Consider the following 12,440-nt stretch of genomic DNA (forward strand, 5'->3'; position numbering starts at 1 on the left):
TAACAAGGCGGGGATGAGCAAAAGCGACGATGACAGCCTCCGCCCTGCGACGAAACTCGTGCAGGGCGGTCGGCGCCCCGAATGGACCGGCGACCCGCGGCTTGGCGGCGGCGTCGTCAATCCGCCGGTGTGGCGCGCCTCGACGATCCTCTACGACAATATCGCCGACCTGAAGGCGCGCGGTCATGCGACGCACGACAAGCTTTATTACGGCCGGCGCGGAACGCCGACGGTGTGGGCGCTTGCCGATGCGTTGACGCAGATGGAGCCGGGGGCCGAGGGCACCTTGCTCTATCCGTCGGGGGTCGCGGCCAATTCGGCGGGGCTGCTCGCGCTGCTGTCGCCGGGTGATCACCTGCTGATGGTCGACAGCGCGTACGAACCGACACGCGCCTTCTGCAACGGCATGCTCGCGCGCCTCGGCATCGAGACGACCTACTATGACCCGCTCGTCGGCGCGGGGATCGCCGAGCTGATTCGGCCTGAGACGAAGCTGATCTTCCTCGAGTCGCCGGGCAGCCTGACCTTTGAGGTGCAGGATATTCCCGCGATCACGCGTGTCGCGCGGGCGCGCGGCGTGCTGACGATGCTCGACAACACCTGGGCGACGCCCTTGCTGTTCCCGGCGCTGGCGCACGGCGTCGATGTTACGATGATGAGCCTCACCAAATATGTCGGCGGGCACAGCGACGCGATGATGGGCTCTCTCACTGCGACCAAGGGGATCTGGCCGAAGCTGCGCAGCGCGGCGTACCAGCTTGGCCAGGCGGTTTCGCCCGACGATTGCGCGCTGATGCTGCGCGGGCTGCGCACGCTCGACGTGCGGATGCAGCGCCACGGCGAGAATGGGCTTGCGGTCGCGAATTGGCTCGCGGCGCGCGTTGAGGTCGGGCGCGTTCTGCATCCCGCGCTGCCGGGCGATCGCGGCCATGCGATCTGGTCGCGCGATTTCGCCGGCACCAGCGGGCTGTTCGGCTTCACGCTGAAGGGTGCCGACGAAGCCGCGCGGACGCGCTTCATCGATTCGCTTGTCCATTTCGGCATCGGCTTCAGCTGGGGCGGCTATGAAAGCCTGGTTGTGCCGAGCGATCCGCCGTCGATCCGCACCGCGACCATATGGACCGATCCCGATCCGCTCGTCCGCCTGTCGATCGGGCTCGAGGATCCGGCCGACCTGATCGCCGACCTCGAACGCGGCTTTGCCGCGATGGCGGGATAAGCCGATGGACGGGCTGTCCGGGGGCCTTCTCCGCACGATCGAGGCGCTGAAGGCGATCGGCATCGATGTCGGCTCGTACAGGCTGTCGCTCTATGGGCTGTTCTCGACGATCGTCGTCGCGGTGCTGCTTTATCTGGCGGTCCGCATCATCCTGCGGTCGATCAAATGGCTGCTCCGCCGCAACACCCAGATCGATGCGACGCAGCAGCTGCTCGCCGAAAAGCTGATCGCGATCGCGCTGTTCGTTTTTGCGCTGCTCTTCGGCATCGACCTGCTCGGCATCGACCTCACCGCGCTCGCGGTCTTCTCGGGGGCGGCGGGCCTCGCGATCGGTTTCGGGCTGCAAAAAACCGTCGGCAACCTGATCGCCGGGATCATCCTGCTGATGGACCGGTCGATCAAGCCGGGCGACATCATCGTCGTCGGCGACGGCAGCTCGATGGGCGGATCGGCGCTACCCGGCGGGGTGCCCAATGTCGGCCGCGTTGCGAAGATCGGCGTGCGCGCGGTCAATGTCGTCACCCGCGACGGCAAGAAGCATCTGATCCCGAACGAATTGTTGATGACGCAGGCGGTCGAGAACTGGAGCTATGCGAGTCCCGAGGTGCGCGTGCGGATGCGTGTTCCGGTCGGTTACGGCTGCGATTTGCGGCTCGCGCAGCGGCTGATCATGGAAACCGCGACGGCGAATCCGCGCATCTTGAACGAGCCCGAACCGGCGGTGTGGATCACGGCATTCGGGGAACGTGCGGTCGAGCACGAGCTGCGCTACTGGATTTCGGATCCCGAGGCGGGGCTCGGCAATATCCAGGGCGAGGTGTTCCTCGGCATATGGGACCGCTTCAAGGAAGCCGGGATCGCCATTCCCTATCCGCGACAGGATGTGCGGATTATCGGGGCGCCGGATGATAGCCCGGCGCCCACAAGCAAGATTTAGAAGCCGGTCTTCTTCGCGCGCTCGATGCATTCGACGATGATGCGCTTCGCCTCATTCTCATCGCCCCAGCCGTTGAGCTTCGCCCATTTGCCGGGTTCGAGATCCTTATAGTGGGTGAAGAAATGCTCGATCTGCTGCAGCACGATCGGCGGCATGTCGGTGTAGCTCGCGACATCGGCATAATAGGGGAAGGTCTTGTTGACCGGGACGCACAGCAGTTTCTCGTCGCCGCCGGCATCGTCTTCCATCATCAGCACGCCGATCGGGCGGCACTTGACCACCGCGCCCGCGACGATCGGCGAGCGCGCGACGACGAGGGCGTCGAGCGGGTCGCCGTCCTCGCCCAGCGTATGCGGCACGAAGCCGTAGTTGGCGGGATAGCGCATCGGGGTGTGCAGGAAGCGGTCGACGAACAGCGCGCCGCTCGCCTTGTCGAATTCATATTTCACCGGCTCGCCGCCGATCGGAACTTCGATCAGGACGTTGAGGCTGTCGGGCGGGCTGTCGCCGGCGGGAATCAGGTCGATGCGCATGGGAGATCCTTTTGTGCTTTTTTGAATCGCGCGCGCCTTTAGCGCCGGAAAGAGCCAAAAGTCGAGGGGGGAGGGTGTGCAAGTTCCTCCCTGTGCCGCAGGCATGGGAAGGTGGCAGCGCGAAGCGCTGACGGAGGGGCCGTGGCGCAACGTCGCGGCCCCTCCATCCATGCTGCGCATGGTCCTCCTCCCCACCGCTGCGCGGCAGGGAGGATTTTAGAGTTGGCGCTTCGCCGCCAGCAGCCGGTCGAACCAGTCGGGACCAGCCGCGGTTTTTTCGAGATGCGGCCAGCGCAGCCCGGCATGATAGTCGATCTCGATATTGCGATAGCGCCCGCCGCGCTCGACGAGCAGCCGCACCGGGGTCTTGGCGTCGGTCGCGTCGCGAATCGCGGCCTCGATCCGCTCGCGGCTGTAGCTCAGTCCGTCGACCGCGACGATCTTCGTGCCGTTGACGATGTCCGCCTTGAACGCCGCGCCGTCCCACAAAATGCCGGTCGCGACGCCGTCCTTGTCGATCGTCATCCCCAGCGAATGGGTGAGGTCGGTGTTCTTCGCCTGCGCCATGCGGTCGCGGTCATAGACGTTGGGCGCGTCGCGCCAGACGAGGCGGTATCCCGCGCGCTCGATCCCGCCGGTGGGTGCCGGCCGCCCGCTCGCCTGCATGCGTTCGCGCAGGAAGCTCGCCCAGTCATAAGGATGGACGGCGTTCAGCGCGGCGACGACATCGTCGAAATCATAGGTATCCTGCCCGAAATCGCCCTCGCGCCCGCCGAAAAAGGCGCGCGCGAAATCGTCGAGGCTTTTCGCGTTGTTCGTCGCTTGGCGGATCAGCATGTCCGCCTCGAGCCACATCAGCGAGCCTTCGTTGTAATAATCCTCGCTGCGCGACCAGCTCGCGAAGGGCTTGGGCTTGCGCGCCGCGATGATCGGGTCGAGCGTCGTATCCTCGACCGAACGCCACTCGCGCCCCGGCTGGACGCTGTAATTGCCGGCGTTGGTCGCCCATTCGGCGAGGACCATCTCCTTCGACTGCATCCCCGACCGGCCGGCGAGGACAAGGTCCCAGAAACTCGTCTGGCCTTCGTAAACCCAGAGCAGATTGTCCTGCATTGGAGTGCGATAATCGGGGGTCCACATCTTGTCGGGGCGGCGGTATTTGCCGTTCCAGCTGTGCGTCAGCTCGTGCGGCAGCAGCCCGCGCTCGCTGTCATTGTCGTTCCATTTGGTGAAATAGTCGGGGTTGCGGCTGTTCTCGCTCGACCGATGATGTTCGAGCCCGATGCCGCCGAGCTCGTCGGTGAGCGCGAGCAGGAATTCGTAGCGGTCGAAATGCCGCACCCCGAACAATGCGACCGCTTCGGACACCAGCGCGGCGTGGCGCGCGATATGGTCGGGGCTCGCGTCGAGATATTTGGCTTCGTCGGCGACGACGTTGAGCGTCACCTTGTTGCCGAGGTCCCATTTGCGGAAAAATTTCCCCGCAAACATCGGGCTGTCGACCAGCACCTCATAATTGGTCGGCGCAAAGCTGTAACGGTTGCCCGAGATCTTGAGCCCGTCGAGCGCCGACGCGCCGGTCCAGCCGTCGGGCAGCGTGACTTCGAGCTGCACGGGGATATCGCGGGTGAAATAGCCCGCGGGGTACAGGCTGACCTGTTCCCATTGCAGGTTCATCATCGCCGGGGTGACGACGACGCGGCCCTCGCTCGTGCGTGTCGGCGAGAGGAAGTCGAAGGTGACGTCGATGCTCTTCGTGCCCGTGGGAACATCGACGTCGAAGGCGTAGACGTCGGTCGGCTGGCGCGTCCAGGTCAGCGGCTTGCCGCCGGCGCTGGCCTTGAAACCCGCCATTTCGGCGATCGCGCCGCGCGGGGCGTGCTTGCCGGGCAGCCATTCGGGATAGAGCAGGGTCAGCTTGCCCGCCTTCGCGACCGGAATCGTCTGGCGCACATGAAAGATGCCGTGCGCGAAGTCGGTCGCGTCGACCTTCAGCTGCATTGTGCCCGGATAGGGTTTGTCGGCGGGCAGCGGGATCGTCAGCGGCTGGACGACCGGCTGCGGGCGGCTGTTGCCGTCCTGGGCGTAGGCAGCGGGCGCGACGAGAAGAAAGAGGGCGGGCGCGACGAACAGTGCTTTTTTCATGCCGCATCTCTGCCGGGAAATGCGGCACAGGTCCAGCGGCCGCTCTGCAAGCGCACTTTGCCTTTCGACGAAAAACCATTAGATGCGCCGGCCATGAGCAAGGACAAAAGCGCGAAAATCCCGACCCCGCAGGCGGTCCGCGGCACCCAGGACATGCTGGGCGATTTCGCCGACCGCTTCGCGCACGTCGTCGAGACGTTCGAACGCGTGCGCCGCCTCTATGGCTATAAGCGCATCGAGGTGCCGGTGATCGAGCCGACCGCGGTGTTCGCGCGCTCGCTCGGTGAGACGACCGACGTCGTGTCGAAGGAAATGTATTCGTTCGAGGACCGCGGCGGCGAATCGATCACGCTGCGCCCCGAATTCACCGCAGGGATCGCGCGCGCCTATATCACCAACGGCTGGCAGCAGTTCGCGCCGCTGAAGGTCGCGACGCACGGGCCGTTGTTTCGTTATGAGCGCCCGCAAAAGGGTCGCTATCGCCAGTTTCACCAGCTCGACGCCGAAGTGCTCGGCAGCGACAGCCCGCTGGCGGATGCCGAACTGCTCGTTTTTGCCGACCAGCTCCTGAAAGAGCTCGGGATCAGTGAAGGCGTCACGCTGACGCTCAACACGCTCGGCGATGCGGCGAGCCGCGAGGCATGGCGCGCGGCGCTCGTCGAACATTTCGAAGCGCATCGCGACGACTTAAGCGAAGACAGCCTCGCGCGGCTCGACAAGAACCCGCTGCGTATCCTCGACAGCAAGGATCCGAAGGACCGCCCGATCGCCGACAGCGCGCCCGATATCGACGCATTTCTGACGGGGGAAGCTCAGGACTTCTTCGGCGCGGTCACCGCGGGCCTCGATGCGGCGGGAGTCGCGTGGGAACGCAACGCGCGGCTCGTGCGCGGGCTCGACTATTATCGCCACACCGCGTTCGAATTCGTCACTGATCGGCTGGGTGCGCAGGGTACTGTGCTCGGCGGTGGGCGTTATGACGGGCTGGTGGAAGCACTCGGCGGCCCATCGACGCCGGCCGTCGGCTGGGCTGCGGGAATTGAGCGATTGGCGATGTTGGTTGAGGAGGCGGGCTGTTTCGTCCCCTATGAGTTTGACTATGCGGTTATCCCCGCCGACCCAATGCATAATCAACGGGCGCTAAAGATTGTCTTCGAACTTAGAGAAGACGGTTTTTCCGTCGATTTTCCCTTTAGGGGGAATTTCAAAAAGAGGCTGAAGAAAGCTGACGAAAGCGGGGCGGCCTACGCAATTATCGTTGGCCTCGACAACGCCTATGTCGATCAGATCACGCTTAAAAATATGGCAACTGGGCAGCAGACTGTTATCGACGAAGCGCATTATCGTTCTGCCATCCATGCTTCGGAATACCTAGCATTGGTCGGTGGTGAGCCCCGTCCAGGATTTGGCCGACGCTTCCGCGAAGCGCCAAAAATCTGGTGATTTGAATAAATGACCAACGTTTCCGAAAGACAGATCGACGCGATCATCGAGCGTCACGCCGCGTTGCAGGCGCGCATGGCGACGGGCGACATGGCGCCCGCCGATTTCGTCGCGGCGTCGAAGGAGTTTGCCGAGCTCGAACCCGTCGCGACCGCGGCGCGCGAGGTTGTGCGGCTGCGCGGCGAACTCGTCTCGCTGAACGAAATGCTCGCCGATCCCGAGATGAAGGCGATGGCGGCCGAGGAACTCGCCGCGGTCGAAGAGGCTTTGCCCGCCGCCGAGCATGGTCTCGCGATCAAATTGCTCCCCAAGGACGTTGCCGACGAACGCGCGGCGATGCTCGAAATCCGCGCGGGGACCGGCGGCGACGAGGCGGCGCTGTTCGCGGGCGATCTGCTGCGCATGTACAGCCGCTACGCCGACGGACAGGGCTGGAAGGTCGAAGTCATTTCGGCGAACGAGGCCGAGGTCGGCGGGTATAAGGAAGTCGTCGCGTCGGTAACCGGGCAGGGCGTGTTCGCGAAGCTCAAGTTCGAGAGCGGCGTCCACCGCGTCCAGCGCGTCCCCGCGACCGAAAGCCAGGGCCGGATCCACACCAGCGCCGCGACGGTCGCGGTGCTGCCCGAGGCCGAGGAAGTCGATGTCGCGATCAACGACAGCGACCTCAAGATCGACATCTATCGCGCATCGGGCGCGGGCGGCCAGCACGTCAACACGACCGATTCGGCGATTCGCATCACGCATATCCCGAGCGGCCTCGTCGTGATCCAGCAGGACCAGCGCAGTCAGCACAAGAATCGCGCGAAGGCGATGCAGGTGCTGCGTGCGCGGCTCTATGACCTCGAGCGCGAGAAGATCCACAGCGCCGAGGCGTCGGCGCGCAAGTCGATGGTCGGGTCGGGCGACCGCTCCGAACGCATCCGCACCTATAATTTCCCGCAGGGGCGCGTGACCGATCACCGCATCAACCTGACGCTCCACCGCCTCCCCGAAATACTCGAAGGCGCGATGGACGAGCTGATCGACGCGCTGATCGCCGAGGATCAGGCCCAGCGGCTGGCGGGATTGGGTGACTGACGTCGCGGCCGCGCTGCGCGACGCGGCGCAGCGGCTGGCGGCGGTGTCCGATACGCCGCGCCTCGATGCCGAACTCTTGATGGCGCATGCGTTGGGCGTCGAGCGGCAGGCGCTGCTGCTCGATCCCGCGCGTTTTGCCGTGCCCGAGGGTTTCGCGGCGCTGGTCGAACGGAGGATGCTGTACGAACCAGTCGCCTATATCGTGGGTTATCGCGATTTTTGGACGATCCGGTTGATGGTCGGTCCGGGCATGCTGATCCCGCGCCCCGACAGCGAAACGCTGATCGAGGCCGCCATCGATCATTTCGGGACTGGCGGGCCGAACCGCATACTCGATCTCGGGACCGGGCCCGGCACCTTGCTCCTCGCCGCGCTGGCCCAATGGCCCGAGGCGCACGGTCTGGGAATCGATGAATCGGAAAAGGCCGTCACTTACGCCGAAGACAATGCGATTGACCTCGAGATGGATGAGCGCGCGCGGTTTCGTGTCGGCGACTGGGCGTCGGGCCTTCACGGCCAGTTCGACCTCATCCTCTGCAACCCGCCCTATATTGCCGATTCCGAAGCCTTGATGCCCGATGTCGCGGATCATGAACCCGCGGGCGCGCTTTTCGCCGGTGCCGACGGGCTCGACGACTATCGCCGCATCATCCCCGATTTGCCGCGCCTTTTGGCGCCCGGGGGTCTCGCGGCCCTTGAAATCGGGCACACGCAACATATCTCGGTTGGAGAGCTCGCTGAAACCGCGGGATTCAAGGTCGCTTGCAGACAGGATCTCGGTGGCCGCGACAGGGCGCTTTTGCTGACCCGCGCCTGACGGCCCCACAAGAATTTGCTTGGTTTCCGCTACAAAGCGCGGTAGGGGCGGCTTACAGACCTGATCGGGGTCCCTTTGGCGATGCGAACAGCATCGATACTGGTCCGGCTGGTCTGCTTCCCACTTACGATGCTGGCGCGGGACCGTGGGGTCCGGTGCAAGCGGTAAAGGGCAAGGCCGCGCAAGGAGCGCGGGCACGACGCGCAGGTGGCGCGGTCGGCCAAAAGGGGTTGGCATAGCTTATTAGCTTATCGACAGGATGTCTCAGTTGAACATGAACAACCGACAGAACGGTCGCCGTCGCGGCCGTAACAACAACAGCAACAACAATAATCGGCCGCAGTCGGGTGGGCGCGGGGGTGTCGACCAGGCCAACCGCATCGACAGCCGCGCGCGCGGCAACGGCGCCCAGATGATCGAGAAGTACCGCAACCTCGCGCGCGACGCGCAGCTTGCCGGCGACCGGGTCCAGACCGAATATTATCTGCAGTTCGCCGACCATTATTTCCGCGTCGTGAGCGACTTTCGCGCCCGCCAGGAAGAAAAGGCCGCGGCGAACGGACAGGAACGCAGCCACGACCGCAGCCGCGAGATTCGCGGCGTCGAGGATTTCGACGGCCACGACGATACCGACAGCGATTTCGAAGCCGACACCGGCCGCGACGACGGCGACAATGGCGACGACCGCGGCGAGCGGAACGATCGTGGCAATGATCGGGGCGACCGCAACGAGCGGAATGACCGCAATGATCGCGGCCAGCGCGACAATCGCGGCGACCGCGAACCGCGCAGCGACCGCGACGACGACAATCGCGGCAATCGCGAACCGCGCGGCAATCGCGACGATGACAATCGCGGCAACCGCCAGCCGGCGCGCGCGCGTCCCGTCCGCAACCGCGACGAGGACGAAGCGCAGGGCGACCGCAATGATCGCAGCGAAGCCCCCGTACGCGAAGAAACTGCCGAGCAGGAACCGGCTCCGCGTCCCGCGCGCCGCCCGGCCCGCCGTCCGCGTCAGGACGACAGTGCCGACAAGGGCGATGCCGGGATCGACACCGCCGTTCTGCCGCCCGCGATCGGCCGCCCCGAACGCAGCGCCGAAAGCGATGCCGAGGGTGAAGCACCCGCCGCCAAGCCGCGCCGTACGCGCCGCACGCTGGCGACGCGCAACACCGACGTCGAAGCGGCCGAATAAGTCAGCGATTTCACGCTGGTTTTTCCGATTCGCATGACATAGCCTCCCCGCGGGACATATCCTGCGGGGAGGTTTTTTATGCGCGTGTTGGCCCTGGCCTGTTTGCCGCTGCTCGCCGGCGGGACGTCGACCGCGCTTTTTGCGCAGGATGCCGCGACCGGCAACGCGCAGGGCGATGTCGCGGTCACCATCTATAATAATGGTCAGTCGCTGGTGCAGGACGACCGCCAGCTGAGCGTCGCCGCCGGGCGCAACCGCATCGAGTTCCCCGACGTGTCGGCGCGCATCCGCCCCGAAACGGTCACGCTCTCGGGTCCCGGCATCGGCATCGTCGAACAGAATTTCGATTTCGACCTGCTCACCCCCGACAAGCTGATGGACAAGGCGGTCGGCCAGTCGATCACCCTCGTCCGCACCAACCCCGCGACCGGCGCCGAACGCACCGAACGCGCGAAGGTGCTCGCGGCGAACGGCGGTATCGTGCTCCAGATCGGCGAGCGGATCGAGGTGCTGCGCGACGACGGCCTGCCGGTGCGCGCGGTGTTCGACCGGCTGCCGCCCAATCTGCGCGCGCGCCCGACGCTGTCGGTGACGGTCGACGCGGCCAATGCGGGAACCGTCCCGGCGCGGCTGTCCTATCTCACCCCGAACCTCGGCTGGACCGCCGACTATGTCGCGCTGTTCGACGCCGCCAAGGGCGCGATGGATATTCAGGGCTGGGTGACGCTGACCAACAGCACGGGCACAACCTTCAGCAATGCACGCACCTTGCTCGTCGCGGGCAGTCCGGGCGGCGGTGGCGGTTTCCGCCAGATGTCGGGCGCGATGGATTCGGCGGGCACCGAATCGAACGACCGCGAGCGGCTCGGCGACTATTATCTCTATCCGCTCGCGCAGCGGACGACGATCGCCAACGCGCAGCAGAAGCAGGTCAGTTTCCTCGACGTGAAGGGGGCGCCCGCGCGCTCGACCTATGAATATGTCAATCGCTGGCTCGGCAGCAACAACGAGCCCGTCAGCACCGCGAGCGTGCTGCGTTTCTCGACCTCGCGGCAGGGCGGGCTCGGCGATCAGCTGCCCGCCGGCGCGATTCGCGTCTATATGCGCGACACCCGCGGCGATCCGCAGTTCATCGGCGAGAATCGCATCGACCACACCCCGATGGGATCGGCGATGTCGCTGCGCACCGGCGATGCCTTCGACGTGAAGGTGCAGCCGACGGTTGTGTCGCGCACGCGCAAGGGCGATTCGCGCTGGGTGACCAAGATGAAATATATAGTCAGCAACGCGCGGCCTTCGCCGGTCACGGTGCTGCTCGCGCAGGACGGGCTCTATGGCGACGTCCGGATCAGCGACGAAAGCCTGAAGGGCGAGCGCATTTCGGCCGACCGCGTCGAATGGCAGGTGCCCGTGCCCGCGAACGGCAAGGTCGACCTGACCGTCGCATTCGATTCGCGTTACTGAGATCCACGCGATGCGGGCCTGGCCCCTGTTGACGTGGGTCACGGCGCTGTTCGCGCCGATGCCCGCGCTTGCCCAGGTTTCGGTACCGATCGCGGTGTCGGCCAAAATCGACGATGCCGCGGTCACCGTCTATCGCGCGCCGTCGCGCGGCGGCGGGCCGATCGACCCGAACTGGCCGCAGGGCTTCGCCTTCATTACCGAAACGCGCACCGTCACCTTGCTCGCGGGAACCTCGGTGCTGCGATTCGAAGGCGTGGCTGAAGGGTTGCTGCCCGAAACTGCGGTGCTCAGCGGCCTGCCCGATGGCGTGGTCGAAAAGAATCGCGATGCGCGGCTGCTGTCGCCCGCGGGGCTCGTCGATGCCTATCTCAAGCGCAGCGTCACCTTGCGGCGCACCAGCCTCGTGACTGGGAAGGTCGTCGAGCAGGATGCGGTGATCCAGTCGGGGCCGAACGGCGGGGTCATCGTCCAGACCGCGGCCGGGGTCGAGGCGCTCGCCTGTTCGGGCCTGCCCGAGCGGATGCTCTATCCCCGCGTGCCCATGGGTCTTTCGGCCAAGCCGACGCTGTCGGTCCTTGTCGAAAGCCGCACCGCCCGCACGGTGAAAGTCCAGCTTCTCTATCTCGCCGAAGGGTTCGACTGGGCCGCCAATTATGTCGCCGACCGCGGCACCGACGGAAAGACGCTGGGGCTGACCGGCTGGATCACCGTCGCGAACGGCGGGGTGACGAGTTTCCCGGGCGCGCAGCTCAACGTGATCGCGGGCCGCCTCAACAAGATGTACAGCCCGCCGCTGCCGCGCAGCACGCCGGGGCCGCTGGTGCTCAAATGCTGGCCGATGGACATCACAAGCACGCATCCCTTGTGGGAGCTGCCGCCGATTATCGAGTTCGAGCAGAGCTATGATGAAGATGCGGCGTCGGAGGTGATCGTGACGGCGCAGCGCCGCGATCGGCGCGGGATGCCTCCACCGCCGATGATGGTGGCCGCCCCGGCGCCGCCTCCACCGCCCCCGCCGCCGGCCGAGGATCTGGGCGACCTCAAATTCTATCGCATCCCCTTTCGCGTCGATGTGTCGGCAAAGGGGCAGAAGCAGGTCGCACTGCTCGCGAAGGACAAGGTTGCGGTCGAGCAGCTTTATGCGGCGACGCTTTATGATTTCATGGCGAACCGGCTTCAGCCTCTCTCCATGCAATTGCGAGTCCAGAACCGCGAGTCCGACGGGTTGGGTCTCGCGCTGCCCGCCGGTGCGGTGACGGTTTTTGAGGCGATCGGCGGGCGACGCCTGCTCGTCGGTGAGGCAAAGATCGGCGACAAGGCAAAGGACGAACGCGTCGATTATGACCTCGGCCTAAGTCCGGCGGTGCAGTATCTGACCGTTGTGAAGAATGACGCCGATCCGGATTATAAGCTCTGGCAGGTCAAGATAACCAACGCCCGGCCCTTCGATGCGGAGGTCGAGATGCTGATCCCCTTCGCGCTCGACCCGACGCCCGAAGGGTGGGAACGGCGGGGAAGCAACTGGGTCTGGCGCGTGCGCGTCCCCGCGAACGACAGCCTCGTTCAGACTTTCCGGCAAAAGTTGAAGGGCGACTGATTCGCCGTTCAGA

At 65.3% G+C, this 12,440-nt stretch carries 11 protein-coding genes (1 of these 11 cut by a window edge); 8 read left to right on the forward strand and 3 right to left on the reverse strand.

Annotated elements, in window-relative coordinates; genetic code table 11:
* The first annotated feature begins 13 nt into the window (after positions 1-13).
* A complete protein-coding gene (gene metC, locus J2X38_RS02430) occupies positions 14-1,219 on the forward strand; it encodes a cystathionine beta-lyase (protein ID WP_310250921.1) in 1,206 nt (401 codons plus the stop codon).
* A 4-nt stretch (positions 1,220-1,223) separates the two neighbouring features.
* Positions 1,224-2,156, forward strand: coding sequence for a mechanosensitive ion channel domain-containing protein (locus tag J2X38_RS02435; protein WP_310250924.1), 933 nt, complete (start codon positions 1,224-1,226; stop codon positions 2,154-2,156).
* Here J2X38_RS02435 and ppa read toward each other — a convergent pair.
* Positions 2,153-2,689, reverse strand: a complete 537-nt coding sequence (gene ppa / locus J2X38_RS02440; protein WP_058538842.1) for an inorganic diphosphatase — start codon at positions 2,687-2,689, stop codon at positions 2,153-2,155. The genes J2X38_RS02435 and ppa overlap by 4 nt on opposite strands.
* A 216-nt stretch (positions 2,690-2,905) precedes the next feature.
* On the reverse strand, positions 2,906-4,834 hold the full coding sequence (locus J2X38_RS02445; RefSeq protein ID WP_405053422.1) for a M61 family metallopeptidase: 1,929 nt from the start codon (positions 4,832-4,834) through the stop codon (positions 2,906-2,908).
* Between the two features lie 93 nt (positions 4,835-4,927).
* Here J2X38_RS02445 and hisS point away from each other — a divergent pair, with 93 nt between their 5' ends.
* From hisS to J2X38_RS02475, 6 genes are all read left to right on the forward strand, one after another.
* Positions 4,928-6,277, forward strand: a complete 1,350-nt coding sequence (gene hisS, locus J2X38_RS02450) for a histidine--tRNA ligase (protein WP_310252668.1) — start codon at positions 4,928-4,930, stop codon at positions 6,275-6,277.
* Positions 6,278-6,286: 9 nt separating this feature from the next.
* Positions 6,287-7,354, forward strand: coding sequence for a peptide chain release factor 1 (gene prfA, locus J2X38_RS02455; RefSeq protein ID WP_310250934.1), 1,068 nt, complete (start codon positions 6,287-6,289; stop codon positions 7,352-7,354).
* Positions 7,347-8,171, forward strand: a complete 825-nt coding sequence (prmC, locus tag J2X38_RS02460; protein ID WP_310250937.1) for a peptide chain release factor N(5)-glutamine methyltransferase — start codon at positions 7,347-7,349, stop codon at positions 8,169-8,171. Before prfA ends, prmC begins: the two co-directional genes overlap by 8 nt.
* 259 nt (positions 8,172-8,430) lie before the next feature.
* Entirely contained in the window at positions 8,431-9,366 is a 936-nt protein-coding gene (locus J2X38_RS02465) for a DUF4167 domain-containing protein (protein ID WP_310250940.1), read from the forward strand.
* Between the two features lie 78 nt (positions 9,367-9,444).
* Positions 9,445-10,830 (forward strand): DUF4139 domain-containing protein, encoded by a 1,386-nt coding sequence (locus J2X38_RS02470; RefSeq protein WP_310250943.1) that lies wholly within the window; start codon positions 9,445-9,447, stop codon positions 10,828-10,830.
* Positions 10,831-10,840: 10 nt separating this feature from the next.
* Positions 10,841-12,427, forward strand: coding sequence for a hypothetical protein (locus tag J2X38_RS02475; RefSeq protein ID WP_310250946.1), 1,587 nt, complete (start codon positions 10,841-10,843; stop codon positions 12,425-12,427).
* An 8-nt stretch (positions 12,428-12,435) separates the two neighbouring features.
* Here J2X38_RS02475 and J2X38_RS02480 read toward each other — a convergent pair whose 3' ends face one another.
* Positions 12,436-12,440 carry the final stretch of an acyl-CoA thioesterase gene (locus tag J2X38_RS02480; RefSeq protein ID WP_058538849.1) on the reverse strand. The gene runs 388 nt beyond the window's last position, so 5 of the gene's 393 nt are visible here — the last part of the coding sequence; the start codon falls outside the window, past its right edge; its stop codon occupies positions 12,436-12,438.

The sequence above is a fragment of the Sphingopyxis sp. BE235 genome, assembly GCF_031457175.1.
In the GTDB taxonomy this organism is placed as follows: domain Bacteria; phylum Pseudomonadota; class Alphaproteobacteria; order Sphingomonadales; family Sphingomonadaceae; genus Sphingopyxis.